The organism is Roseixanthobacter pseudopolyaromaticivorans (assembly GCF_043195145.2).
Classification (GTDB): domain Bacteria; phylum Pseudomonadota; class Alphaproteobacteria; order Rhizobiales; family Xanthobacteraceae; genus NCEH01.
Genome location: NZ_CM195539.1, coordinates 190,329 through 215,241, shown reverse-complemented (window position 1 = coordinate 215,241; position 24,913 = coordinate 190,329). Strand labels below are relative to the sequence as shown.

Genomic DNA, 24,913 nt, shown 5'->3' with positions numbered 1-24,913 from the left:
CGCCAGTCGAGGACCCCTATCCATGAGCGCGCCGGCCGCGACCCTCATCGCCATCAACCGGTATCCGGTGAAGGGCTTTTCTCCCGAACCGATGGAGTCCGTGCAACTGCAGGCCGGCCATTTCTTTCCCGGCGACCGACTCTATGCGGTGGAGAACGGCCCGAGCGGCTTCGATCCCGCCGCGCCCGCCTATAAGGAAAAGACCGCCTTCGTGGTGCTCATGCGCAATGCCCGCATCGCCGCCCTGCGCACGCGCTACGATCCCGCCAGCAAGGTGTTCACCCTCTCGAGGGATGGTGCGGAACTCGCGCGGGGCGATCTCTCCACCGACGCCGGGCGGGCGGCTATCGAGAATTTCCTCACGCGCTTCATGGACAGCGAGGCCCGCGGCCCGCTGAAGCTGCTCACCGCTCCGGACGGCCACCGCTTCATGGATTCCCTCCGCGCGGGCTTCGTCTCGCTGCTTAATCTCGCCAGTGTGCGCGACCTGGAGGCGAAGATGGGCGCTGAGATCGATCCCATCCGCTTCCGCATGAACCTGCATCTGGACGGTCTGCCGGCCGGCGCCGAGCTGGAGCTTGCGGGCCACACCCTGGCTATCGGCGATCAGGTGCGCCTGGAAGTGCTCAAGCGCACCGAGCGCTGTGCCGCCACCAGCGTCAATCCCACCACCGCCGAGCGCGACCTCAATATCGTGAAGGGCCTCGCCAAGAGCTACGGCCACACCGATTGCGGCATCTATGCCAAGGTGGTGGCCGGTGGGCGCATCGCGCCGGGCGACGCCATTCGCTTGGTGCAACCGCGCCTCGACCTCGCATGAGCGCCCACGGCCTGCTCATCGCCGCTCCGCGATCGGGCTCGGGAAAGACCACGGTCACGCTCGGCTTGCTCGCCGCCTTCGCGCGACGCGGGGTGAAGGTGCGCGCCGCAAAATCGGGGCCTGACTATATCGACCCCGCCTTCCATGCCGCCGCCACCGGCCGGCCCGGCCTCAATCTCGACAGCTGGGCCATGCCGCCCACACTGCTGGAGACCCTCGCGGCGGACGCGGCGGCGGGCGGCGAACTGCTGGTGGTGGAAGGGGCCATGGGCCTGTTCGACGGCGTGCCCGGCATGGAGGGCCGCTCCGGCGCAGGCGCGGATGTGGCCGCGCTCCTGAATATCCCGGTGCTGCTGGTGCTCGATGTCTCCGGCCAGTCGCAAACCGCCGCCGCCGTGGCGCGCGGCTTTGCCACCCATGATCCGCGCGTGCGGATCGGCGGGCTGATCCTCAACCGGGTCGGCAGCGAACGGCATACCCGCCTCGTCACCCAATCCATGGCGCCGCTCGGCCTGCCGGTGCTCGGCGCCATTCCCCGCACCGACACCCTGGTGCTGCCCGAGCGCCATCTCGGCCTCGTCCAGGCGGGGGAGCATGCGGACCTTGCCGCCCGCTATGCGGCGCTCGCGGACATGGCGGAAGCCCATTGCGACCTCGACGCCATCCGCACCCTCGCCGCGCCGCTCGCCGCCCTGCCCGCGCACGACGGGGCGCCGAACCTGCCGCCGCCCGGCCAGCGGATCGCGCTCGCGCAGGACGCGGCCTTCAGCTTCGTCTATGCGCACCTGCTGCAATCCTGGCGGCAGAGGGGCGCGGAGATCCTGCCCTTCTCGCCCCTCGCCGACGAAGCGCCGGACCCGAGCTGCGATGTCTGCTGGCTGCCGGGCGGCTATCCCGAGCTCCACGCCGGCACGCTGGCGGCGGCGGCACGCTTCAAGGCCGGCGTGCGGGCATTCGCGCGGGCAAAGCCGGTGCATGGGGAATGCGGAGGCTACATGGCCCTCGGCGCGGCGCTCACCGACGCCTCGGGCACCGCGCATGAGATGCTCGGCCTGCTCGGCCTCGAGACCAGCTTCGCCAAGCGCAAGATGAACCTCGGCTATCGCGAGGCGCGCCTGATCGCCCCCTCCCCGCTGGGCGCCGCGGGCGGGCGCGTGCGCGGGCACGAATTCCATTATGCCACCATCCTCACGCGCGGCGCCGACGCCCCCCTGGCGGAGCTGAGCGATTCCCAGGACCAGCCGCTCGGCCCCTCCGGCAGCCGGCGGGGAACGGTGACAGGCGCCTTCTTCCACGCCATCGCCCCCACGGCATAGGCGCACGCGCCGCACAGACCTCTTTGTGAAGATTTGCGCTTACCGCATGTCTAGCCGACGGTATCGGCGCTATACTTCGCGTCGTGAGAGAGCCGGAACGGCCAACCGAGGAAACGCAGACCCGAAGGGGAGCGCCACATGCGGTGTCAGATGAAGGACGACGATTTTCGCGAGGCCATCCTGGAAATTGCGGGGGCCAAAGCCGGACAGGCGATCATCATTCAGGTGGTCGGCGGCACGACCATCACCGGCTATGCCCCGCTAAGCGTCGGCCGTGATTATCTGCGGTGCCAGATCGCCGGCGGCGAGAATCAGAAGGAACAGATCGTCCCGCTGCATTCGATCACCTGCGTTCGCTGACCGGCGGTACGCAACCTCACATCCGCCTTGCCCGAGGCCGCCCCGCACACGGTGCGGCTGTTCGGACACTTTTGCTTGTTCAAAGACCCGTATCCTCAGGAGCACCCAATGCCCGCTCTCGCCCCCATCCCCGGCAATGCGCCCGCCTTCCCCCTGATGCGCGAACAGATCCTCGTGGCCGGACAATGGATCGACGCCGACAGCGGCAGCACGATCACCGTATCGAACCCGGCCACCGGCGACCTGCTGGGGACGGTGCCGGACGCAGGCGCAGCGGAAACGCGGCGGGCCATTGAAGCCGCCGCGAAGGCGCTGCCCGCCTGGCGCGCCAAGACCGCCGCGGAGCGCGCCACCCTGCTGCACAAGCTGGCAGACCTGATCCTCGCCAACCAGGAAGAGCTTGCCTCCATCCTGACCAGCGAGCAGGGCAAGCCGCTCGCCGAGGCCCGTGGCGAAATCGGCGCTTCGGCCGCTTACGTGCGGTGGTTCGCGGAGGAAGCCCGGCGCCTGTATGGCGACGTGATCCCCTCCCCCTGGGCCGGCCGCCGCATCCTCGTCACGAAGGAGCCCGTGGGCGTGGTCGCGGCGATCACCCCGTGGAACTTCCCCTCCTCCATGCTGTCGCGCAAGATCGGCGCGGCGCTGGCGGCGGGCTGCACCGTGGTGTGCAAGCCCTCCGAGCTCACCCCCTATTCGGGCCTCGCCTGGGGCGTGCTGGCGGAGAAGGCCGGCATTCCGGCGGGCGTCATCAACATCATCATCGGCGACGCGAAGGCCATCGGCGGCGAGATGACCTCGAACCCGATCGTCAAGAAGGTGACCTTCACCGGCTCCACGCCCGTTGGCAAGCTGCTCATGAAGCAGTCCGCCGACACGATGAAGAAGATCTCCATGGAACTCGGCGGCAACGCGCCCTTCCTGGTGTTCGACGATGCCGACGTGGACCTGGCCGTGGAGCAGGGCATCGCCTCCAAATACCGCAATTCCGGCCAGACCTGCGTGTGTACCAACCGCTTCTATGTCCAGGCCGGCGTCTATGACGCATTCGTCGAAAAATTCGCCGCCGCCTCCAAGAAGCTGAAGATCGGCAACGGCTTCGACGACGGCGTGGTGGCAGGTCCCCTGATTGAGGAGAAGGCGGTCGCCAAGGTGGAGCGCCTGCTGAAAGATGCGGTGGACAAGGGCGGCAAGGTCGTCACCGGCGGAAAGCGCAGCCAGCTCGGCGGCACCTTCTTCGAGCCGACCGTGATCGCCAACGCCACCGCCGACATGGCGTTCGCTCGCGAGGAAATCTTCGGCCCCATGGCCCCGGTGTTCAAGTTCGAGACCGAGGAAGAGGCTGTCCGGCTCGCCAATGCCACCGAATATGGCCTGGCCTGCTATTTCTTCACCAAGGATCTCGGCCGTGCGTTCCGGGTGGCCGAGGCGCTGGAATATGGCCAGGTGGGCGTCAATGCCGGCGTCATCACCTCCGAAGTCGCGCCGTTCGGCGGATATAAGGAGAGCGGCGTCGGCCGCGAGGGCTCCAAATACGGCTGCGACGAGTATCTGAACATCAAGTACATGTGCATCGCCGGCCTCTGAGCCAGCAGGCACCCTACGGAATGAGGCGGGGCGCTACGGCGCCCCTTTTCGTTGGAGATGGCGCCCGCGCGACGGGACGTGCTTTTCTGATCCCGTCCGATGCCGACCGCTCATTCCCGGAAACCGCCATGCCGCTTCTCCCCTTGCGCGCCTGCGCCGCACTTCTTCTGATCGTGATGAGTGCCACCGCTTGGCCCGCCCATGCTGAGCCGCTGGCGGTTAAGGTGCGCAACGAGAGCGAGCCGGTGCTGTGCGCGGAGAAGGATAATGTGGCGCTGACCTTCTCCTCCCCCGAGGTGCGCCGGTTCCGCATCCAGGCGGTGCATCCGGCCTATCTCGGCGCCCTCGTCGCCGACCGCACCGAACCCAATTGGACTGCCTGCGACATGAGCGGCGACCCCGCCTTCCCGGCCGCGCCGAAGCGGGTCACCTTCTTCGAGACGCCGGACCTCTGGCTCACCGGCTACACCTTTCCGGCCTTCTGGCGTCCCGCCGACGTTCCTGTGCGGGTGGGAGACACGGTCACGCAGGGCCTGCACATGGTGCAGCTCTGGGTGCGCAGGGACGAGCGCGCCGAAGAGGTGCTGGTGGTCTATCCGCCCGATGGCTATTGGCGCGCCCGCCCGCTGACCCCCGCCCATCTCGCCAACACCGCCTATGGCACCTCCTTCCTGCTCGGCCCGGTGGAGACCGAGGGACGGCCCCTGGTGAAGCTGAAGGAGATCGCCTTCGATCCGGCGACGCGCACCTTCACCCTTGCGTTCGCAGGCGGCGGATCGGCACGGCTTTCCGTAAAGGGTCTCGACCGTGACGAGATGGTGCTGGATGTGGTCTTCGACGCCGCGGTGGAAGGGAAGCCGTTCGCGGCGCTGCGCTCCATGTACGTCACCGCCTTCAACGCCGACGTGGCGCGGGTCGCCTGGCGCGCACCCGGCATGAAGGGCTGGGGCGAAGGCGACATTTTGGATTTCAAGGGCGGCCCGGTGCTGGACCTATGGGCGGGCCGCCTCGTGCCGTCGCGCCACAATACCAGCGCCCCGGATATGGTCTTCGGCCCGTTCTCCGGAAAATGACCCCGCGCGCCGCGGCGCACGGCGATGCGCGCGCCAAATCACGAGCGACGCGCGATTACCGTCTGCGGCGTTCTCACTTCCCCTTTTTGCTGGCCTTCGCTTTTCCGTTCCGCGCTTTCGGCGCTTTCCTTGGCTTGCCCCGCGCGGCGCTTTTCGTCTCATCTGACGCGCGGGCCCAGTTGCGCTCGGGAATGCCGATATCGCTGCGCTTCAAGAGATAATCGAGCCCGCCGACGCGGTACCAGCGATAGCCGTAGCCCTCGAGATAAACGCAATGCCGCCCGCTCCTGTCGGCCTCGCTGTGGCTGTTGGCGAGCACGTCCACCAACGAATTGCCCTCCTCGCCCATCTCCACATCCAGCTCGATCTCCAGCGGCGAGGGGCACAGGTTGAGGATGGTCACGACCGAATTGTTGCGCCAGTCGTAGCGGACGGCGAGGACGGCGGGATTTCCCGTTTCCAGCAGTTTGAAATCGCCCCAGCCGATTTCCGGCATCTCCGTCCGCATGCGGATCATGCGTTCCATCCAGTTGAGGAAGGAATTGGGATCGCGCCGCTGCGCCGCGACATTCACGTGGGAATAGCCGTAGGGCCCCTCGCTGATCACCGGAAGCACCGGCGTCTGGCCCTTGGTGAACCCGCCGTTCGGCTCGGTGGACCATTGCATGGGCGTGCGGGCGCAATTGCGCTCCGGGAGGGAAAGGTCGTCCCCCATGGCGATCTCGTCGCCATAGCGCAGCACCGGCGTTCCCGGCAGCGAGAACATGAGGCAATAGGCCAGTTCCAGCCGCGAGCGGTCGCCCTCGAGCATGGGCGCCAGCCGCCGGCGAATGCCGCGGTCGTAGAGTTGCATGTTCTTTTCGGGACCGAAGGCCGCGAAGACCTCCGCCTGCTCCGCCTTGCCCAGGCGGCCGAGGTCCAGCTCGTCGTGATTGCGCAGGAATTGGCCCCATTGAGCGGTCGCCGGACGGCCCTTGGTGGCCAGCATGGCCTTTTTCAGCGGCGCCGCGTCCGCCGCCGCCAGGGCATAGAAGGAGGCCTGGTTGACCTGGAAATTGAACATCATGTGCATGCGGTCGCCGTCGCGGCCGAAATAGTCGAAATTCACCTCGGGGAGCACATTCGCCTCCGCCAGCACGATGCAATCGCCCTGGCGCCATTGCAGGAACTCGCGGAAGGTGCGCAGCAGCTCGAAGCGCTCCTTCGGCTTGGTCACGCTGGGCCCCTTCTCCGCGATGACGAACGGCACCGCGTCCATGCGAAAGCCGCTGACCCCGAGTTCGATCCAAAAGCCCATTACCTTCAGGATTTCCGCCACCACCTGCGGATTCTGCGTGTTGAGATCCGGCTGGAAATCGTAGAAGCGATGGAAATAATAGGCACCGGCCTCGGCGTTCCGGGTCCAGGTGCTTTTTTGCACGCCGGGAAAAACCATGCCTTCGTTGGCATTCTTTGGCTTGGTCTTCGACCAGACATACCAGTCGCGATACATGGAATGGGGATCGGCGCACGCCTCCTTGAACCAGGGGTGCTGGTCCGAGGTGTGGTTGACGACGAGATCGATCAGCACCCGCATGCCGCGCTGCTTGGCGGCATGGGTGAATTCCACAAAGTCGCCCAAGGTGCCGTAGCGCTCATCGACGCTATAATAATCGGAGATGTCGTAGCCGTCGTCGCGGCCGGGGGATTTCTGGAACGGCGCCAGCCACACCGCCGTCACGCCGAGGCCGTGGAGATAATCCAGGCGCCGCATCAGGCCGGGAAAATCCCCGACCCCGTCGCCGTTGGAATCCATGAAGGTGCTGACGTTGAGGGAATAAAGAACCGCGTTTTTATACCACAAGTCGTTGATCATGGGCGCGCACCCCGGCGCCCGATGCGCCACACGGGCAACCGCTTGCGGTGGCGATGGTTCCCGTGGATCTTCCTGGGGCGGCTGGAAGCCAGTGCGCCGCCCGCCATTGCCCTTCCGCCGTGTCGGTGCTAAGAACGCGCCCTTCTCAAGGACGGCAACGCCGATCCAGCCGACCGGGCCGAGAGCCCGGAGGTCCCCGCCCGACAGCGCTGTGCGCCCTCGGGCGTGATCTGCGTTGCGCCCGTGCTTGGGGAAAGCCCTTCGGCGATGAGCCGGAGATCACCGGACGGACCCATGTTCGACAGCCTTTCCGACCGCCTCGGCGGTATACTCGACAAGCTCAAGCGTCGCGGCTCACTCACCGAGGCCGACGTCGCCGAAGCCATGCGCGAGGTTCGGCGCGCCCTGCTCGAAGCGGACGTGGCGCTCGATGTGGTGCGCGAATTCACCGACAAGGTGCGCGCCCGCGCTGTCGGTGCGGAAGTCATCAAGTCGGTGACGCCCGGCCAGATGGTGGTCAAGATCGTCCATGACGAGCTGGTGGCCGTGCTGGGTTCGGACGCCGATCCGATCGACCTGCACGCCGCCGCGCCCGTGCCCATGCTGATGGTCGGCCTCCAGGGCTCGGGCAAGACCACCACCACCGCCAAGATCGCCAAGCGCCTCACCGAGCGCGGCAAGCGGCGCGTGCTGATGGCCTCGCTCGACACCCGCCGCCCCGCCGCCATGGAGCAGCTCGCCACCCTCGGCACGCAGGTCGGCGTCGCCACCTTGCCGATCGTTCCGGGCCAGAGCGCGGTGCAGATCGCCAAGCGCGCCATCGAGGCGGCGAAGTTCGGCAATTACGACGTCGTCATGCTCGACACCGCGGGCCGCGTCACGCTCGACGAAGCGCTGATGGCGGAGGTGGCCGAGGTGAAGGCCGCCACCAACCCGCACGAAATCCTGCTGGTGGCCGACAGCCTCACCGGCCAGGACGCGGTGAACACCGCCAAGGCCTTCGACGGCCGGGTCGGCATCACCGGCATCGTCCTGACGCGCGCGGACGGCGACGGGCGCGGCGGCGCGGCGCTCTCCATGCGCGCGGTCACCGGCAAGCCCATCAAGCTGCTCGGCACTGGCGAAAAGATGGACGCGCTGGAGGATTTCGATCCCCGCCGCGTGGCCGGACGCATCCTCGGCATGGGCGACGTGGTCGCCCTGGTCGAGAAAGCCGCCGAGAATATCGACATCGAGAAGGCGAAGGCGGTCGCCGAGAAGATGCGCAAGGGCGCATTCGACCTCGAGGACCTGCGCGACCAGCTGGCCCAGATGCAGAAGATGGGCGGCATGACTGGCGTGCTCGGCATGCTGCCTGGCATCGCCAAGGTGAAGAACCAGATCGCCTCGGCCAATCTGGACGACAAGGTCTTCAAGCGGCAGACCGCCATCATCAATTCCATGACCCGCCAGGAGCGGCGCAACCCGAAGGTGCTCGATGCCTCGCGCAAGCGCCGGGTCGCGGCCGGTTCCGGCACCAAGGTGGAGGAGATCAACCGCCTGCTGAAGATGCACCGCCAGATGGCCGACATGATGAAGGCTATGGGCGGCGCGGCCGGAAAGCGCGGCCCCATGGCGGGCCTCGCTAGCATGTTCGGCATCGGCGCCGGCGGCCCCTCGCCGGAAATGCTTCAGCAGATGGCGGAAAAGATGCCGGGCGGCATGCCCGGCGCCGGCAGCGGCGGTCTCCCGCCGAATTTTCCGGGCCTGGGCGGCGGCCTTCCGGCCAAATTCCCCGGCCTGCCCAAGGGCCCCGGTCTCCCCGGGCTCGGGGGGCCGAAGAAGAAATAGCGTTTCACTCCATTCTCGCCGCCGCCCGCCCCGGATGCTCGGGGCACGGCGCGCGGCGCTGGAAAATACCGACGAACCTAAAGACAGAGTTTTGAAAGGAAGACCAAAATGTCCCTGAAGATCCGGCTCGCCCGCGGCGGCGCCAAGAAGCGGCCCTATTATCGCATCGTGATCGCCGACGCCCGTTCGCCGCGTGATGGCCGCTTCATCGAGAAGATCGGCACCTTCAACCCGCTTCTCGCCAAGGATTCGGCCGAACGTGTCGTGCTCGACGTGGAGAAGGCCAAGGCCTGGCTCGAAAAGGGCGCCCAGCCCACCGACCGCGTGGCCCGCTTCCTCGATGCCCAGGGCCTGCTCAAGCGCGACGCCCGCTCCAACCCCAAGAAGGGCGAGCCCGGCAAGAAGGCCCAGGAGCGCGCCGCCGAGCGTGCCAAGGCCGCGGAAGCTGCGGCTGCTGCCGCTGCCGCCGGCACGGAAGCCTCCGCCGAGTGAGGCTTTGCGCCGGGCCTTGCGTCCGACGCCCTGACGACCCGGCAGGGCGCTTCCACCTTTTGGAAGCGCCCCCGCCTTTCTTCGCCCGGACCGCCCGGCGATCTGGCAGAAGCATTCCATGACAGACCAAATCCTGATCGCCCGTATCGGCGCGCCCCACGGCGTGAGGGGCGAGGTGCGCCTGTTCGCGTTCGGCGAGGACCCCCTCGCGCTACGGCGCTACAAGCTTTCCACCGCCGGCGGCAAGCGCATCCGCATCCTCTCCCTGCGTGAGGCGAAGGATCATTTCGTCGCCCGCATCGACGGCGTGGCTGACCGGACCGCCGCCGAGGCCCTGACCAATACCGACCTGTTCGTGGCCCGCGCCGACCTGCCGCCACCGGAAGAGGACGCCTTCTATCATGCTGACCTCATCGGCCTCGCGGTGGAAGACGAGGCCGGCACGCGCCTCGGCGCGGTGACCGCGCTGCACGATTTTGGCGCCGGAGACATTCTCGAATATTTGCCCGAGGGCGGCGGCAAGACCCGCCTCGTGCCCTTCACCAAAGCCGCCGTGCCGGTGGTGGACCTTGCCGCCCGGCGGGTCGTGGTGGTGGAGGACACCGAGGAGGAAGCGCCGCCGGAAGGCGCCAGCGACGATGTCGAGGAAGGCGAGGAATAGGCAGCGCCATTTGACGCCGCGGCCGCCTTCCCCCATCACAGCGCCATGATGTTTCGCGCCTCCGTTCTCACCCTCTATCCCGAGATGTTTCCGGGCCCCCTCGGCCATGCGCTGGCCGGAAAGGCGCTGGCGGCGGGCCTGTGGGCGATGGAGGCGGTGCAGATCCGCGACCATGCCCACGACAGGCACCGCTCCGTTGACGATACCCCGGCCGGCGGCGGCCCCGGCATGGTGATGCGCGCCGACGTGCTCGCGGCTGCCATCGATGCGGTCTCCCCCGAAGGCGATCCCCGCCCGCGCCTGCTCATGACCCCGCGCGGCCGCCCGCTGACCCAGGCCCGGGTGCGCGACCTCTCGGCGGGCCCTGGCGCGGTGATCCTGTGCGGCCGGTTTGAGGGCGTGGACGAGCGCGTGATCGCCGCGCGCCAGCTGGAGGAAATCTGTGTCGGCGACGTGGTGCTCTCCGGCGGGGAAAGCGCGGCGCTGCTTCTGCTCGATGCCTGCGTGCGGCTCATTCCCGGCGTCATGGGCAGGATCGAGAGCGGAACGGACGAGAGCTTCTCCGCCGGCCTGCTGGAATATCCCCAATACACCCGCCCGCAGCTGTTCGAGGGCACGCCGATCCCCGACGTGCTCACCAGCGGCGATCACGCCCGTATCCGCGCCTGGCGCCGGTCGGAAGCGGTGAAGGCGACGCGCGCGCGTCGGCCCGACCTGCTCGGCCCGGACGATCAGGACGGGATGTGACGGCGCGGCGCGCGCCCGATGCGCGTGTGACGCCTGCATGAACAAAGGGCATGACAGGCGCAGCGTTCTGCGGTATAGCCGCGCCGTCCCCCTAATTTAAAACGACACGATGTGGCGCCGGGGCAACCCAGTCCTCGGGCTGGCGGCGTATGGCGACCGCATGAAAGTTGGTGACACATGAACATCATTCAGACCCTCGAAGCAGAACAGGCCGCCCGCCTCGCTGAAAAGCGGCCCACCCCGGACTTCCAGCCCGGCGATACCGTGATCGTCAATGTGAAGGTCGTGGAAGGCGAGCGCACCCGCGTGCAGGCCTATGAAGGCGTCGTGATCGCCCGCAACGGCGGCGGCCTCAACGAGAGCTTCACCGTCCGCAAGATTTCCTACGGCGAAGGCGTGGAACGCGTGTTCCCGGTCTATTCGCCGCTGATCGATTCCATCAAGCTGGTGCGCCGGGGCAAGGTGCGCCGCGCGAAGCTCTATTATCTGCGCGACCGCCGCGGCAAGTCCGCCCGTATCGCCGAGCGCACCGATCGCCGCGACGAGAGCGGCAAGAAGATCAAGTCCGCTTCGAAGTGAGACCTCGCCGAGCCTGAAGGTTCGGCGCGCTTTTCACGCCGTCGGGTTCGCCCGGCGGCGTTTTTTATTGCCGCCGTGCCGGCACCGCGGAGCGATGCCGCGCGGCGTGCTTCTGCGCTAGGATCGCCGGCATGAAATGCTTGGCGCTCATCCCGCTTGCCCTTGCCCTGGCTTCGCTCGCCACGCCGCTGGCGGCGCAGCCGCAGGGCCGGTGCGGCGGGGATATCGCGACACGCCAGGACGGTGCCGCCCGCGTGACCGTGGGCGATCTGGCGGTGAACGGCGAAGCGCAGCGCCTCGTCCTACTGTCGCCGCCCACACCCCGCGCCACCCTTTTGATGCTGCCCGGAGGCGCCGGCAAGGTCGGCATCCGGTGCGACGGCACTTTGGCGCATCCGGCCAACTTCCTCGTGCGCACCCGCGCGCTGTGGCTCGCGCGCGGATATGCCGTGCTCATTCCGGACGCCGCCGGCGACCGCACCCTGCGCGGCCGGCGCAGCACTCCGGCCTATGCGCAGACCGTCCGCGCGCTGGTCGCCTTCGCCAAGGGGCATGCCGGCGGGCCGGTGATCCTCATGGGAACGAGCCAGGGCTCCATCGCCGCGATGAATGCGGCAGCCGATCTGCGAGAGGGGGAAATCGCCGGGCTGGTGCTCACGGAATCGGTCTCGCGCCTCGGCGGCAGCGGGGAAACCGTGTTCGACGCCCATCCTGAGCAAGTCAATGTGCCCGTTCTGGTGGTCGCCAACACCGACGATGCCTGTTTCGTCGCTCCGCCGCAGGACGCCCCGAAGATCGTGGCGCAGCTCACGCACGCGCCATCCGTGCGCTTGCTGAGCGTCTCCGGCGGGGTGCTGAAGAGCAAACCCTGCGGCTCGCTCTCCCCACACGGCTATTACCGGATCGAGGACACCACGGTCGCGGCGATCGCGGCGTGGATCGATGCCCATCTGAAATAAAGCGGCCTCAAGTGGCGGCGCTTTCCAGCAGGCGCGCAAGAAGGCCGTCGGGGTCTGCCTCGAAGGCACCGCGCACGCGGGCGAGGGCCGCAGCGCCGCCGCCGCGATGGCCCGCGCCGCCCACGTGCAGCCATGTGTCGGTCAGCAGATATGGCTCGCGGCCGCCCACCTCGTTCGGGAGATACACCTCGCGCGTCTGCGCGTGGCGGATGCTCTCCAGCGGCATCCGCCGATACAGGCGATGCCAGTTCTGCCCGCCGGTATCGAGGGTCAGAGGCGTGTCGGTGCCGAAATCCAGCGCCATTGCGGCGGTGGCGGCATAATCGAACACGCTGTAGCCGGGCCAAAGGAACCAGCAGCCGAACCGCTCCCCGTGCCGCACCATGCCGTAGGCCGGCTGGGCGGTGACGCGGGTTTCGAAATCATCCATGGCGAGCGGCACGAGGTCATGGTCCAGCAGCGCGAACACCTTGGGCGCGGCGGGCCGGATGAGGTTGTGATAGATCCAGTTCAAAGCCACCGCGTGGCTGCGCGAGCCGTTCGAGCTGAATTGCCCGAGAGGGGCGCGCGGCAGCGGGCAATAGATGTGGCCGCGGCGGGCGCACAAGGCGGCGATGCGCGCGCGGGCCTGCGCATTGTTGGAATTGTCGCACACCACCAGCGGCGTGCCCGGCAGGAAATGGGCCATCGCCTCGGACAGCAGCGCGATGGCTTCCGGCAGGTTGAAGGCGATGGTGAAGGCCAGCGTGCCGCCGCGATACGCGGCAAGGGCGCGCTGCACCTCGTCCTGGCCGGGCGCGCGGAACCGGCGATAGACGAGATCCACGAGAATGTTGCGCCCCCGCCGGGCGCCATGCGCCAGCGGTGCGGCCCGCATCCATTCCTGTGGTGAATAATGCCTTAACGCGCGCATGGGATCGCGTTTTCGCGGGCGAGCCGCCCGCCGTCAAGGCGCCGTTTGTAAGCAAATGTCACTGGTCATCCGCCGGCCCTCGGCAATAGCAGGTGCCGCAGGCCCGCGGGGTCCACCCCCCGGCCCTCGTTCTGCGCGACGCCGTAAAGGCGCACCTCGCCCTTGCCGTCGGCGCGCGGATAGGTGCCGATGAGCTTGAACGCCTCCGCCGCCCCCTCCAGCGCGGCGCGCACCTGCGCGGTCTGCGGCACCGCCGCCGCGGCAGGGGTCGTCTCCAGGACCAGGAAGGCCACTCCGCTGTCGCTCAGCATGCGGGCAGTCGCCTGGCCGTCGGTGCCCGGCGCGGGCATCGAGGCCAGAAGGCGCCGGACGGGCACCACGAAAGCGGTGCGGGCCGTATCCTGCTGGGCGACGGCGGCGATCAACGCGCCTTCCCCCTTCTCGTCCGCGGCGACCAGGATCAGTGGGGCCGCGGCGCCCCGCTCCAGAATCGCGCGGGCCGCGGGGATCATGCCGATCGGCGCTTTCGATAGGGGCGTGAGGAGCGCCGGCAATGCCGCGAGCAGCATCACCATGGACACCATCAGCCCGGACAAGGTCGGCCATCCGGTGGTTACGAGGCCGATCAGGCGCATGCCGCCATAGGCCGCGAGCATCACCAGGGGCACCACTGCCGGCAGGAGATGGCGGGCGTCGGGGGTGAGCGGCACCAGGACGCAGCCGAGCAACACCGTTCCAGCGAACGCGGTCAGGGCCGCGAACAGGTTGGCGGGTGCGGCCCCGTCCCGCCAGCCGGAGAGGAGGGCCGACAGCGCGCCGAACCCAGCCAGGGCGAGGATGAGCGAGGTCAGGCCCGCCGTCAGCGCCGTGCCATAGAAGGGCGCGGCGATTCGCGCGAAGCCGAGCCCCCATCCGCCGGCAAAATGCCCCGCCACCAGGGGATAGGTGCCGACGATCCAAGGACCCGCCAGCACCAGCATGAGCGCGTAAGGCAGATAAAATCCGGCGCGGCGCATCAGGCGCAGGCGCCGGGCGACCAACACGCCGAGCGGTGGCAGGAGAACCAGCACGATCATGCCGAAATCGGTGAGCATGGCCGCGCTCGCCAGCAGGCCGAAACCCGCCGCAGCGCCCCATCCGCCGGTCTCCAGATAGCGCCAGAAGGCCAGCGCCGCGAGAAAGGCGAGCAGCGCCGCCGGCATATCCAGCGAAACGACGAGAATCGCCTCCCGCAGCGGCGTCAAGGCGAGCAGCACCGCGCAGACCGCCACCCCGGGCAGCGGGCCGAGCCGGCCTGCGGTGACGAAACCGGCGCTCACCACCAGAATCGCGGCCATGAGGCAGGGCAGCACCAGGGCGGCGGGCGTCGAAGGCGAAACCGCCAGAAACCACGCGCCTTCCAGCAGATAATAAAGCGGCGGGTTCAGCCCCAGTGCGACCCGCGGATACTGCAGGAAGAAGGTCTCGATGAAGGCGAACAAAGGCGGAAAGTGCGCGCGCACATAATCCGCGAAAAGAAGGCCGGTGACATAATGCCCCGCCTCCTGCGCCTCGGTCGCGGAAAATTCTGCGAAATAGGCGCCGGACGCACGTTGCTGGAGCGCCAGCAGCACCATGACGAAGGCCGCGAAAATGGCGAACAGCAGCGCTTGGAGGGCGGAGCCCACAAGCGCCCTGATCCGGTCGTCCCCGCCCTTGTGCGCCACAAACACCCCCGCGTCACGAAGCCCCTTGCCAGAAGGCCGCGAGGGCTTTCTAAAGTCCGGCAAGGGCGCCGTCCATGCCCGCGCGGAGCAAAGCCATGAGCGCGATCCAAACCTGGTTTGGCGGTTTCGCCTGGGGCGCCGTGTTCGGCATCGTCGGCGCCACGACAGCAGGGATCGTGCTGTTCCGCCCCGACATCGTCGAGCGCATCACCATGGAACGCCCGGCCCCGCCCGCTCCGCAGGCCGTGGCATCAGCCCCGCAGGCACCGGCGCCTACCCGTCCGTCCGAGATCCGCCCGACCTCCACCGCCCCGAAACCCGCTGCGCCGGTGGCACCGCAGGCCGCCCCGCTGGCCGCGCCGGCCCCCGCCCCGGCTGCCGCCGCGCCAGCAGCGAAGGCGCCGCCCTTTATCGTCAATTCACGCACCACAGCGGCGCTGGAGCAGGCGTTCGCGCCGCCGCGCGCCTTTGCCCGCAATGACGAACTGGTGGTGCGCGGGCGCAACATGAACGCCGAGCCGGTGGACTTCAACCTGCGCATCGACGATGCCAAGTCGAGCAATTGGAACAGCCGCTACAACCGGACCGATGCGGTGGCGCCCGGGCCGTTCGAGGTGCGGGTGCCGTTCGACGGCATCACCACCTCCGGCAAGGCAGAACTGGACATCAATTCCATCGTCCGCATCGTCGTGTTCTCGCAGAAAGGCGTGCTCGATATCGACAGCGTGCAGATCGAGACGCAAAAGCCTGCGCCCACGGCCGGCCAATCCTGGCTGCGCGGCGCGAAGACCACGGCCGAGCAGGAATTTAGCCCCGCTCTTTCGGTCGCCGCGAACCAGGGCTTCATCCTCTCCGGCACCAACCCTTCGGACAAGCCGCTGACCGTGAACCTGCGGGTGGACGATGCCGCCTCCAAGGATTGGAACTCGCGGGCCCAGACCAGCCTCAGCGTGCCGCCGGGCCCATTCGTGCTGCGCGCGCCCGCCTCGTCCTGGATCACGCCCGCCAAGACCCCGCTCGACCGCACGAAGATCCGCCGCGTGGTGGTGTTTGTCACCGACGGCGAGGGCCCGGTGATGCTGAGCGAACTGCGGCTCGATACCCTCACGCCCTGAGCATCGCCCACGACCGGGCTCAGAACCAAACCCCAAGCCTCAATTCGAGACGCGCGCTTGAGCGCCAGGAGCTGTGCGATGGGCAGGCTGCATGTGTGGGCGGGGGGCTTCGGATGGGGCGTCCTGCTCGGCCTCGTCGGCAGCGCGGCCGTCGGCCTGCTGGTGTTCCGCGCGGATCTCATGAGCGGGTCACGCACCGCCGCACAGGTCCAGACCTTAGCGGACGCCGGCGCGCCCGCCGCGGACCCGTCAGCCCCCTTCCTCACGAGCGCCACCACCACCGCTCAGCCGCTGGAGCTGCGGTTCGATCCGGCCCGCGCGGTGCCGCCGGAGCAGGATCTGGTGATCCACGGCAGCAACGCGACCGGCCGCACGCTGCAACTGGTGCTGTGGATCGAGGACGGCCAGTCCGTGGACGGCCTGTCGCGCTTCGATGACGAACGCGATCTTGCCCTCGGCGCGTTCGAATGGCGTGTGCCGCTCGGCGCGCTGGAGACGCCCGGCGGCCGGCGCCTGGACCCGGCGGCGCTGACCCGCCTGCTGCTGTTCACGCCCGAGGGTGAACCCGCCGCCACGCTCGCCTCCCTCACCATCGCGCCGCCGGTGCCTGCCGCACGGCCGGAACCGCCGCCGCCACCGTCGGCGATCGCGAGCGTACCGGATGGGCGCAGCTGGCTGGCTGGCGCGCGCACCACGGCGGTGCAGGAATTCGCTACCCCAGTCGCGTTCGACGCCGAGCAGGAAGTGGTGGTGCAGGGCGACAACACCACGGGTAAGCCGCTCACGGTCAATCTGCGCATCGACGACGTCTCTTCGACCGACTGGCATTCGCGCGGCTCGGCGGTGCAGACGGTGCCGCCCGGCCCGTTCGTGCTGCGCTCGCCGGTCTCCTCCTGGGTAACGCCCTCGAAGCGCCGGCTCGACCGCACGCAGATCAAACGGCTGATCGTGTTCGTGAACCCGCCCCAGCCGGGCATCGCGCTGGGCGACGTGCATGTGGAGAACGCCAATCCCCTGCCCGCAGGCGCGCTCGGCCTCAGGTTCGCGCCAACGCCCGACATCGCGGTGCCGGGCTTTGAAACCGTGCTGCCCAACGATCCGCGCCTCAGCCCCGGTGCCGGCGCGCTGGTGCGCACCCAGAATGATCCCTTGCTGTCGAGCGGCCTCAATGGCATCCGCACCATCACCGTGCCGTGGACCCGCAGCACCACCGCCACCGTATCGCTCTGGACCGAGGACCAGGGCGAATGGGAATATTTCCCCCATTCTCTGAACCGCACCATCACCATCGACGGGCAAGTGGTGCTCGACCAGCACTACACGCCCGAGGAATGGATCGACCAAGTGTATCGGCGCGGCCTGTGGAAGGAAGCGATGATCGACGGCGATCCCTGGTCGGTCTATGCGCGCGACCGCGGCGGGCTGGTGACCGCCACCGTGCCCGTGGTGGACGGCAAGATCGTAGTGGAGCTGGCCTCCGACCAGCCGCCGAACAATGGCTATATCGCCGCCATGGTGATCGCGCCCGGCGCCAGCACGGCCGCCGTGGACGCGGTGGAGGCCTGGCGGCGCCAGCGCTATGGCGAGCGCTGGCCGGTGCTCGACAAGCCGGTGGACCCGGCGCTTGCCAAGGGCGTAACCCTGCGCGCTTTGCCGGCGGGGACGCCGCGCAGCCAGCATCCCTTCTGGCGCGCCGACCTGCCGGTGGAAACCCGCGTGCGCGCGGCGCGCGGCAGCCTCGTGTCGGTGGATTTCCTCGCATTTTCCAACGTGGACGACCTCTCGGCCAATGTGTCCGTTTCCGCGCCGAACGGCATCACGCCACAGGTGCGCTGGGGGAAATGGACGTATATGCGGCGCGGTGTCGGTGAGAATGCCCTGGCCATCACCTCCGACGTGCTGGAGGGCGACCTCTCCTTGCTGCGCATCGCCAGCGGCATCCCGCGCCGGCTGAATGTGACGCTCACCGTGCCGGCCGACGCGCCCGCCGGCCCGCTGCCGGTGACGCTGACCCTGGATATCGCCGGCACCCAGGTCTCGGCGACGGCGGTGGTGGACGTGCTGCCCCTCACCCTGCCGCAGATCACCGAGCCGATCGGCTATTATCTCAACACGCCGCCCTATGAAGCCTGGTTCCGCCCCACTCCCGACCAGGCGGACCGGGAAATGGCCTGCGACTATGCCGCCTTGCGCAGCTTCGGCATGACCGGCATCTCGCCAGATCTGGTGACGCCCACGCCGGCGCAGCTGCCGCGCTACCTCCAGCAGACGCGCCTCGCGCGCGACGCCGGCTTCCGGCCGCCCTTTCTCGACTATACCTCGGTCAAGCGCCTGGACGCGACCGCCGGCACCACAGCGATGGCTGGCGAAGTCGCGGCGGCAGAGAAACAGCTTGCCGCCGCCGGCCTCCCCGCGCCGCTGTGGGCGATCACCGACGAGCCGGCGGACGAGCCGGCCGGCATTGCCGCTTTGCAACGGGTGCACGATGCCCTGAAGGCCCAGGCGCCCCAGGCGCAGCTCGCCGGCCAGCTCAACAATCCCAGCAATCGCAAGCTGCTGGGCCTATTCGACACGGTGCTGGTGAATTTCGGCTATGGGGTGAGCGCCGCCGGCTTTGCGGAACTGCAGGGCCGCGGTGTTACCCCTTGGCTTTACAACATGCTGGATTATCGCGCCGCCGCCGGTTTCCAGTTCTGGCGGATCGGCGCGCGCGGCTATCTGCAATGGCATGCGCGCGCGTTCACCGCCGATCCGCGCGACCCCACCGATGGGCGCGAGAGCGAATATGCCATCCTCCCGCTCAGTGCGAGCCGCTGCCAGCCGGTGCCCACGGTGGATGCGCGGCTGATCGAGACCGCCGACGGCATGGGCGACCTTCAGTGGCTGCACTGGCTGGAGGCGCAGGCCGCCAGCGACCCGGCCGCCAAGGCGTTGCGCGACGAGCTGTTCGCCGCCATTCCCGCGGACTGGCGCGACTATGCCAAGACCCCCCTGGAACTTTTTGCACTGCGCAAAAGGATCATGGACTTCGCCGCGGCCAGGGTTGAAAAATAGCGCGAGAGCGGCGCCTTGGCTTCAAGCCGGCCCGGCTTTTCCAAATGGCCCCAGCCCGCGGATCCCATGTCCAGCGATTTGACCCTGCGTATCGTGATCGTCGACGAAAGCCCGGTGCGCGCCGCCATCCTCAGCGAGGGGCTGCGCGAGGCAGGCTACGTCAACGTGCTGCGCGTCGAGGGCCACAAGAACCTGCTGGAGCGCATCTATGCCATCGATCCGGACGTGATCCTGATCGACCTGGAGGACCCGAGCCGCGACACCATCGAGCAGATGTTCCAGATGAGCCGCGAGGTGAAACGCCCCGTCGCCATGTTCGTGGACCAGTCCGACGGGAAGACCATCGAGGCAGCGATCGCCGCCGGCGTCGCCTCCTACGTGGTGGATGGGCTGCGCAAGGACCGCGTGAAGCCGATCCTGGAAACCACCATCTCCCGCTTCCGCGCCTTCGCCCGCCTCAAGGCGGAGCTGGAGGAGGCGAAGAGCCAGCTCGAGGAACGCAAGCTGGTGGACCGCGCCAAGCTGATCCTCATGAAGATGAAGAATATCGACGAGCAGGAGGCCTACGGCCTCATGCGCCGCACCGCCATGAACGAAAAGAAGCGGATGGTGGACATCGCCCAATCCGTCATCACCGCCGCGGAGATGTTGCGATGAGACGCCTCGCCATGGGGTTCATTCCCCTTACCGATGCCGCCGTGCTGATCGCCGCCGCCGAGCGCGGCTTCTCCATGGCCGAGGGGCTTGAGATCGATCTCCACAAGGAGGTCTCCTGGGCCAATATCCGCGACAAGGTGAATGTTGGCCTGCTGGACGGCGCCCACATGCTGGGTCCGCTGGCGATCGCCTCCTCGCTCGGGCTCGGCCATGTGCGGGTGCCGCTGGTGGTGCCGTTCGCGCTCAATCTCAACGGCAGCGCCCTCACCATCGCCAAGGACGTCTATGCCGAGATGGCCGACACCGGCATCGATCTGTCCACCGCGCCGGCAGCGGCACGTGCGCTCGGCCAGGTGGTGGCGCAGCGCCGCGCCGCCGGGCGTGATCCCCTGATCTTCGCCTCGGTCTACAGCTTCTCCACCCATACCTATCTGGTGCGCAATTTCCTAAAAGCCGGCGGCGTCGATCCGGATCGCGACGTGCGCCTCGTGGTGATCCCGCCGCCCTTCATGGCCGAGAGCCTGCGTAACGGGCTGGTGCACGGCTTCTGCGTCGGCAGCCCCTGGAACAGCGTCGCCGTGGATGCCGACGTGGGCCGCATCGCCGTGCTGGGCGCGGAAATTTTCGGCTGGGTGCCGGAAAAGGTGCTGGGCGTGCACGCCCGCTTCGCCAATGCGGAATCCGACGTGCTGCACCGTCTGGTGCGGGCGCTCTACGCCGCCGCGCGCTGGTGCGAGGACCCCACCAACCATGAGGATCTCGCCCGCCTGCTAGGCGAGCCACGCCATCTCTCCCTGCCCGCCGACGTGCTGCGCCGGACCCTGGACGGGCGGCTCCATACCGCACCGGGAGGGCCTCTGCGGGCACATGAGGATTATCTCGTCCTACATCGCGACGGCGCCAACCGGCCCGAGCCGGACCATGCGCTGTGGATGTACAGCCAGATCGTCGAGGCCCATCAGGGGGAATGGGCCCCCGACGCGGCGCGCGAGGCGATCTCGGTCTACCGGCCGGATATTTTCGACCAGGCGGTGGGCCACGCGCCGGTGCATCACACGGCCGAGCCGGACTGCGTGGCGACCCGGCTCGGGGCGCCGTTCAATGCCGCGCGCTTTCTCAAATCGGGGCCGGACGACTCCTCGAAAGGGTAGCGATGGCAGGGTTCGGCGGACCTTGCGCATCCAAGCCGCGCGCTCAATCGCGCATCATCTGCCCGTAAATTTTGCATCGCACTGGCGCGGATCGCGCCTGCACAAAATATTGGCATACAAAATCCAAAGCAAATTCAAGACTCTTCCCGACATGTGCATCTGGCATGCATCTTGAATGGATAAATTCCAGATGCGGACAATGATGTCCGTGTCGCAAAATTCGTCCCACTGAAGGGACCTTCAGCAAAGCCGCTGACACCGATGGCGCCACGCCATCGTGTTGTCTGCGGCTTTTTTCGTTTCTGCGCCTTGTCCGATGCCGACCAGAGGGGAACAAGAATGACCGAGTTTTCGACCACCCGGCCCGGCCAGCCCGCCGCCCGACAGGACGACCAGCCCGCCTCTCCGGCGCGCCGCTCGCTGCTGAAGAGCAGCGCGGCCGCCCTGGGTGCGGCGGCGCTGTTCGACGCGGTGCGCATGACCTTCCCGGGCGGCGTTCCCTCCGCGCATGCGGCGGCGCCGGAGACCACCAAGGCGGTGCTCGGCTATATCGCGCTGATGGATGCCTCGCCTTTGGTGATCGCCAAGGAGAAGGGGCTGTTCGCGAAATATGGCGTGCCCGATGTCGACGTGGTCAAGCAGGCCTCCTGGGGCGCGACCCGCGACAATCTCGTGCTCGGCGGAGCAGCCAACGGCATCGACGGCGCGCACATCCTCTCGCCCATGCCCTATCTCATCTCCACCGGCAAGGTGACGCAGAACAACGCGCCCACCCCCATGTACATCCTGGCGCGCCTCAATCTGGATGCGCAGGCGATCTCGGTCTCAAACGAATACAAGGACCTCGCGGTCACTGCCGATGCTTCTGCGCTGAAGGCGGTATTCGCCAAGAAGAAAGCCGAGGGCAAGGAAGTAAAGATCGCCATGACCTTCCCCGGCGGCACCCACGATCTGTGGATCCGCTATTGGCTGGCCTCCGCCGGCATCGACCCGGACAAGGACGTTTCCACCATCGTCGTGCCGCCGCCCCAGATGGTGGCGAACATGAAGGTGGGCAACATGGACGCCTTCTGCGTCGGCGAGCCCTGGAACGAGCAGCTGGTCAACCAGGGCATCGGGTTCACCGCGTGCACCACGGGCGAGATCTGGAAGGAGCACCCCGAGAAGGCGCTCGGCATGCGCGCCGATTTCGTGGACAAGAATCCAAACACCACCAAGGCCATCGTGATGGCTGTGCTGGAAGCCCAGCAATGGTGCGACAAGATGGAGAACAAGCAGGAGCTGGCCGAGATCGTCGGCAAGCGCCAGTGGTTCAACGTCCCCGTCGCCGACATCATCGGCCGCCTGAAGGGCGACATCAATTACGGCAACGGCCGGGTCGTAAAGGGCTCCGACCAATACATGAAGTTCTGGAAGGACCACGCGTCCTATCCCTTCAAGAGCCACGACGCCTGGTTCATCACCGAGGACATCCGCTGGGGCAAGTTCGAGCCCTCGACCAACATCTCGGCGCTCGTGGACAAGGTGAACCGCGAGGACATCTGGCGCGCGGCCGCCAAGGAGCTGTCCGTCGCCTCGGCCGACATCCCCACCTCGACCTCGCGCGGCGTCGAAACCTTCTTCGACGGCAAGAGCTTCGATCCGGCGAACCCGACCGCCTATCTCAAAAGCCTCGGCATCAAGCGCGTCGAGGTTTGAGGTGGGCGATACGCACACAATCGCTCTGCGTGGCGTGCCCGGGCGTGTCCCGGGCACGCATGGGGTTCAGCCTGAGGGGCACAGCCGAGGTGCGCGGGGCCGGGCGCGGGTGGCCGGCTCCCGCCCGGCCATGACGACATTCACAGGGCGCACCACCGGCGCCCTTTCACCGACCGCCTAATGGAGCCTTCGCCCATGTCCGTCACCGCTCTGAAAGAGGCCCCGAAAACGCCCCGACGCCCGCCCGCGACCGTGGTGCACCTCGCAAGGCCCAAGACCCACGCCGCCGATCGCGCCCGCGCGGTGTTGCACGGGTTCGCCGTGAACGTCCTTCCGCCGCTGGTGATGACCGGGCTGCTGCTGCTCCTGTGGGAGATGCTGTGCTCCGGACCCGGCGCCACCTTGCCGCCGCCGAGCCGCATCTGGGCGGACAGCAAGGACCTGATCCTCGATCCGTTCTTCGTCGCCGGGCCGCAGGATATCGGCCTTGGCCTGCGGGTGCTGGTGTCGCTCCAGCGGGTGGCCGTGGGCTTCGGCCTCGCCGCCGTGGTGGGCGTGCTGATCGGCGCGGTGATCGGCCAGTCGATCTGGGCGATGCGCGGCCTCGACCCGATCTTCCAGATGCTGCGCACGGTGCCGCCTCTGGCCTGGCTGCCGCTGGCGCTGGCCGCCTTCCGCGACAGCAACCCCTCCGCCATCTTCGTGATCTTCATTACCGCGATCTGGCCGATCATCATCAATACAGCGGTGGGCATCCGCAATATCCCGCAGGATTATCGCAACGTGGCGCAAGTCCTGCGGCTGAACCAGATCGAATTCTTCTGGAAGATCATGCTGCCGTCGGCGGCGCCCTATATCTTCACCGGCCTGCGCATCGGCATCGGCCTGTCCTGGCTCGCCATCGTGGCGGCGGAAATGCTCACCGGCGGCGTCGGCATCGGCTTCTTCATCTGGGATGCGTGGAACTCCTCCCGCCTGCCCGACATCATCGTCGCCCTGGTCTACATCGGCGTCGTGGGTTTCGCCCTCGATCGCCTCGTCGCCGGCATCGCCGCTTTCGTCACCCGCGGCACCGCATCCGCCTGAGGAGGCTTCCCATGACCGCCTATCTCGAACTCAGCCAGGTCGGCAAGACCTTCACCCGCGGCGCGGCGACCACGGAAGTTCTGCGGGACGTCTCGCTGGAAATCGCCAAGGGCGAATACATCTCCATCATCGGCCATTCGGGCTGCGGCAAGTCCACCTTGCTCAACATTGTCGCCGGCCTCACCGGTGCCACCTCCGGCGGGGTCATCCTCGACGGGCGGGAGGTGAATGCGCCGGGGCCTGACCGCGCGGTCGTGTTCCAGAACCATTCCCTGCTGCCCTGGCTCACGGTCTACGACAATGTGCGGCTCGCCGTGGACAAAGTGTTCTCCGGCACCAAGTCGCGCGCCGAACGAGACGAATGGACCCTGCACAATCTCGAACTGGTGCAGATGGCCCATGCCAAGGACAAGCGCCCGGCCGAGGTCTCCGGCGGTATGAAGCAGCGCGTCGGCATCGCCCGTGCGCTCTCCATGCAGCCCAAGGTGCTGCTGCTGGACGAGCCGTTCGGCGCGCTCGATGCGCTGACCCGCGCCCATCTGCAGGACAGCGTGATGCAGATCCATGCGGCACTGGGCAACACCATCCTCATGATCACCCACGACGTGGACGAGGCGGTGCTGCTGTCCGACCGCATCGTGATGATGACCAACGGCCCGTCCGCCCGCATCGGCGAGGTGCTCACGGTCGATCTCGCCCGTCCGCGCCGGCGGCTCGAGCTGGTGGCCAACCCCATCTATCTCAAGGCCCGCGAGGCGGTGCTGAAATTCCTCCACGAGCGGCATCGCTTCGTGGAAGCGGCCTGAGCGGAGGACGCACCCATGACCCCGATGCAGATCGAGCTGATCCAGTCCTCCTTCGCCAAGGTGGCGCCCATCTCCGAGCAGGCGGCCGCGCTGTTCTACGCCCGCCTGTTCGAAACCACCCCGCAGGTGAAGCCCTTGTTCAAGGGCGACATGACCGAGCAGGGCCGCAAGCTGATGGCAACGCTCGCCATCGTGGTGAAAGGCCTGACGAACCTGGAGGCGGTGGTGCCGGCGGCCCAGGCGCTGGCCAAGCGCCACGTCGCCTACGGAGTCGAGGCGGCGCATTATCCTCCCGTCGGCGCGGCTTTGCTGTGGACGTTGGAACAGGGCCTCGGCCCCGATTTCACGCCGCAGGTGAAGGACGCCTGGAGCGAGGCCTATGGCCTGCTCTCCTCGGTCATGATCGCGGCTGCGGCAGACGCACCGACACCGGCTGCGGCCGAGTGACGAT

The 24,913-nt window shown here is 67.8% G+C and carries 22 protein-coding genes; 19 read left to right on the top strand and 3 right to left on the bottom strand.

The genetic code is table 11. From position 1 onward, the window contains the following. Positions 1–22 precede the first annotated feature (22 nt). From V5F68_RS00960 to V5F68_RS00940, 5 genes are all read left to right on the top strand, one after another. On the top strand, positions 23–820 hold the full coding sequence (locus V5F68_RS00960) for an MOSC domain-containing protein (RefSeq protein ID WP_394012612.1): 798 nt from the start codon (positions 23–25) through the stop codon (positions 818–820). Then, positions 817–2,136 (top strand): cobyrinic acid a,c-diamide synthase CobB, encoded by a 1,320-nt coding sequence (locus tag V5F68_RS00955; RefSeq protein WP_394012613.1) that lies wholly within the window; start codon positions 817–819, stop codon positions 2,134–2,136. The genes V5F68_RS00960 and V5F68_RS00955 overlap by 4 nt, the downstream gene beginning before the upstream one ends. Positions 2,137–2,274: 138 nt before the next feature. Next, positions 2,275–2,496, top strand: a complete 222-nt coding sequence (locus V5F68_RS00950; RefSeq protein WP_348847460.1) for a hypothetical protein — start codon at positions 2,275–2,277, stop codon at positions 2,494–2,496. Positions 2,497–2,652: 156 nt separating this feature from the next. After that, positions 2,653–4,080, top strand: coding sequence for an NAD-dependent succinate-semialdehyde dehydrogenase (locus tag V5F68_RS00945; RefSeq protein ID WP_394013037.1), 1,428 nt, complete (start codon positions 2,653–2,655; stop codon positions 4,078–4,080). Positions 4,081–4,208: 128 nt separating this feature from the next. Further along, positions 4,209–5,153: a hypothetical protein gene (locus V5F68_RS00940; RefSeq protein ID WP_394012615.1), complete on the top strand. Its 945-nt coding sequence runs from the start codon at positions 4,209–4,211 to the stop codon at positions 5,151–5,153. Positions 5,154–5,226: 73 nt separating this feature from the next. Here V5F68_RS00940 and V5F68_RS00935 read toward each other — a convergent pair whose 3' ends face one another. After that, the gene (locus tag V5F68_RS00935) at positions 5,227–7,008 is read right to left on the bottom strand and encodes an alpha-amylase family protein (RefSeq protein WP_394012616.1); all 1,782 of its coding nucleotides are present in this window, start codon (positions 7,006–7,008) and stop codon (positions 5,227–5,229) included. Positions 7,009–7,302: 294 nt separating this feature from the next. Between V5F68_RS00935 and ffh the strand changes: the two genes are divergently transcribed. The 6 genes from ffh (at position 7,303) to V5F68_RS00905 (ending at position 12,276) form a co-directional block, all read left to right on the top strand. Beyond that, positions 7,303–8,838, top strand: coding sequence for a signal recognition particle protein (gene ffh / locus V5F68_RS00930; protein ID WP_394012617.1), 1,536 nt, complete (start codon positions 7,303–7,305; stop codon positions 8,836–8,838). A gap of 108 nt (positions 8,839–8,946) precedes the next feature. Beyond that, positions 8,947–9,330, top strand: coding sequence for a 30S ribosomal protein S16 (gene rpsP / locus V5F68_RS00925; RefSeq protein ID WP_394012618.1), 384 nt, complete (start codon positions 8,947–8,949; stop codon positions 9,328–9,330). Between the two features lie 118 nt (positions 9,331–9,448). After that, complete coding sequence (rimM, locus tag V5F68_RS00920) at positions 9,449–9,991, top strand: ribosome maturation factor RimM (RefSeq protein ID WP_394012619.1); 543 nt, start codon at positions 9,449–9,451, stop codon at positions 9,989–9,991. A 45-nt stretch (positions 9,992–10,036) separates the two neighbouring features. Then, positions 10,037–10,738, top strand: a complete 702-nt coding sequence (trmD, locus tag V5F68_RS00915; RefSeq protein WP_394012620.1) for a tRNA (guanosine(37)-N1)-methyltransferase TrmD — start codon at positions 10,037–10,039, stop codon at positions 10,736–10,738. A gap of 177 nt (positions 10,739–10,915) precedes the next feature. Then, positions 10,916–11,317, top strand: a complete 402-nt coding sequence (rplS, locus tag V5F68_RS00910; RefSeq protein ID WP_348847469.1) for a 50S ribosomal protein L19 — start codon at positions 10,916–10,918, stop codon at positions 11,315–11,317. A 131-nt stretch (positions 11,318–11,448) separates the two neighbouring features. Beyond that, entirely contained in the window at positions 11,449–12,276 is an 828-nt protein-coding gene (locus tag V5F68_RS00905; RefSeq protein WP_394012621.1) for an alpha/beta hydrolase, read from the top strand. 7 nt (positions 12,277–12,283) lie between these two features. Here V5F68_RS00905 and V5F68_RS00900 read toward each other — a convergent pair whose 3' ends face one another. Then, the gene (locus tag V5F68_RS00900; protein ID WP_509274626.1) at positions 12,284–13,153 is read right to left on the bottom strand and encodes a hypothetical protein; all 870 of its coding nucleotides are present in this window, start codon (positions 13,151–13,153) and stop codon (positions 12,284–12,286) included. Between the two features lie 101 nt (positions 13,154–13,254). Continuing rightward, positions 13,255–14,856, bottom strand: coding sequence for a hypothetical protein (locus V5F68_RS00895; protein ID WP_394012623.1), 1,602 nt, complete (start codon positions 14,854–14,856; stop codon positions 13,255–13,257). A 134-nt stretch (positions 14,857–14,990) separates the two neighbouring features. On the opposite strand from V5F68_RS00895, the gene V5F68_RS00890 reads away from it, so the two are divergent. From V5F68_RS00890 to V5F68_RS00855, 8 genes are all read left to right on the top strand, one after another. After that, complete coding sequence (locus V5F68_RS00890) at positions 14,991–16,010, top strand: hypothetical protein (RefSeq protein ID WP_394012624.1); 1,020 nt, start codon at positions 14,991–14,993, stop codon at positions 16,008–16,010. A gap of 78 nt (positions 16,011–16,088) precedes the next feature. Next, on the top strand, positions 16,089–19,064 hold the full coding sequence (locus V5F68_RS00885; RefSeq protein ID WP_394012625.1) for a hypothetical protein: 2,976 nt from the start codon (positions 16,089–16,091) through the stop codon (positions 19,062–19,064). A gap of 66 nt (positions 19,065–19,130) precedes the next feature. Next, the gene (locus V5F68_RS00880) at positions 19,131–19,721 is read left to right on the top strand and encodes an ANTAR domain-containing response regulator (RefSeq protein ID WP_394012626.1); all 591 of its coding nucleotides are present in this window, start codon (positions 19,131–19,133) and stop codon (positions 19,719–19,721) included. Beyond that, positions 19,718–20,872 carry a CmpA/NrtA family ABC transporter substrate-binding protein gene (locus tag V5F68_RS00875; protein WP_394012627.1) on the top strand — a complete coding sequence of 385 codons (1,155 nt, stop codon included), beginning with the start codon at positions 19,718–19,720 and terminating at the stop codon, positions 20,870–20,872. The genes V5F68_RS00880 and V5F68_RS00875 overlap by 4 nt, the downstream gene beginning before the upstream one ends. A gap of 339 nt (positions 20,873–21,211) precedes the next feature. Then, a complete protein-coding gene (locus V5F68_RS00870) occupies positions 21,212–22,570 on the top strand; it encodes a CmpA/NrtA family ABC transporter substrate-binding protein (RefSeq protein WP_394012628.1) in 1,359 nt (452 codons plus the stop codon). A gap of 195 nt (positions 22,571–22,765) precedes the next feature. Further along, positions 22,766–23,656 carry a nitrate ABC transporter permease gene (ntrB, locus tag V5F68_RS00865; RefSeq protein WP_394012629.1) on the top strand — a complete coding sequence of 297 codons (891 nt, stop codon included), beginning with the start codon at positions 22,766–22,768 and terminating at the stop codon, positions 23,654–23,656. A gap of 11 nt (positions 23,657–23,667) precedes the next feature. Beyond that, positions 23,668–24,462 (top strand): ABC transporter ATP-binding protein, encoded by a 795-nt coding sequence (locus tag V5F68_RS00860; RefSeq protein WP_394012630.1) that lies wholly within the window; start codon positions 23,668–23,670, stop codon positions 24,460–24,462. 15 nt (positions 24,463–24,477) lie between these two features. Next, entirely contained in the window at positions 24,478–24,909 is a 432-nt protein-coding gene (locus tag V5F68_RS00855) for a globin family protein (protein WP_394012631.1), read from the top strand. Positions 24,910–24,913 lie beyond the last annotated feature (4 nt).

Coding starts and splice junctions, on each gene's coding strand:
- V5F68_RS00960 (WP_394012612.1), top strand. CDS start 23: ATGAGCGCGCCGGCCGCGACCCTCATCGCCATCAACCGGTATCCGGTG.
- V5F68_RS00955 (WP_394012613.1), top strand. CDS start 817: ATGAGCGCCCACGGCCTGCTCATCGCCGCTCCGCGATCGGGCTCGGGA.
- V5F68_RS00950 (WP_348847460.1), top strand. CDS start 2,275: ATGCGGTGTCAGATGAAGGACGACGATTTTCGCGAGGCCATCCTGGAA.
- V5F68_RS00945 (WP_394013037.1), top strand. CDS start 2,653: ATGCGCGAACAGATCCTCGTGGCCGGACAATGGATCGACGCCGACAGC.
- V5F68_RS00940 (WP_394012615.1), top strand. CDS start 4,209: ATGCCGCTTCTCCCCTTGCGCGCCTGCGCCGCACTTCTTCTGATCGTG.
- V5F68_RS00935 (WP_394012616.1), bottom strand. CDS start 7,008: ATGATCAACGACTTGTGGTATAAAAACGCGGTTCTTTATTCCCTCAAC.
- ffh (WP_394012617.1), top strand. CDS start 7,303: ATGTTCGACAGCCTTTCCGACCGCCTCGGCGGTATACTCGACAAGCTC.
- rpsP (WP_394012618.1), top strand. CDS start 8,947: ATGTCCCTGAAGATCCGGCTCGCCCGCGGCGGCGCCAAGAAGCGGCCC.
- rimM (WP_394012619.1), top strand. CDS start 9,449: ATGACAGACCAAATCCTGATCGCCCGTATCGGCGCGCCCCACGGCGTG.
- trmD (WP_394012620.1), top strand. CDS start 10,037: ATGATGTTTCGCGCCTCCGTTCTCACCCTCTATCCCGAGATGTTTCCG.
- rplS (WP_348847469.1), top strand. CDS start 10,916: ATGAACATCATTCAGACCCTCGAAGCAGAACAGGCCGCCCGCCTCGCT.
- V5F68_RS00905 (WP_394012621.1), top strand. CDS start 11,449: ATGAAATGCTTGGCGCTCATCCCGCTTGCCCTTGCCCTGGCTTCGCTC.
- V5F68_RS00900 (WP_509274626.1), bottom strand. CDS start 13,153: ATGCGGGCCGCACCGCTGGCGCATGGCGCCCGGCGGGGGCGCAACATT.
- V5F68_RS00890 (WP_394012624.1), top strand. CDS start 14,991: ATGAGCGCGATCCAAACCTGGTTTGGCGGTTTCGCCTGGGGCGCCGTG.
- V5F68_RS00885 (WP_394012625.1), top strand. CDS start 16,089: ATGGGCAGGCTGCATGTGTGGGCGGGGGGCTTCGGATGGGGCGTCCTG.
- V5F68_RS00880 (WP_394012626.1), top strand. CDS start 19,131: ATGTCCAGCGATTTGACCCTGCGTATCGTGATCGTCGACGAAAGCCCG.
- V5F68_RS00875 (WP_394012627.1), top strand. CDS start 19,718: ATGAGACGCCTCGCCATGGGGTTCATTCCCCTTACCGATGCCGCCGTG.
- V5F68_RS00870 (WP_394012628.1), top strand. CDS start 21,212: ATGACCGAGTTTTCGACCACCCGGCCCGGCCAGCCCGCCGCCCGACAG.
- ntrB (WP_394012629.1), top strand. CDS start 22,766: ATGTCCGTCACCGCTCTGAAAGAGGCCCCGAAAACGCCCCGACGCCCG.
- V5F68_RS00860 (WP_394012630.1), top strand. CDS start 23,668: ATGACCGCCTATCTCGAACTCAGCCAGGTCGGCAAGACCTTCACCCGC.
- V5F68_RS00855 (WP_394012631.1), top strand. CDS start 24,478: ATGACCCCGATGCAGATCGAGCTGATCCAGTCCTCCTTCGCCAAGGTG.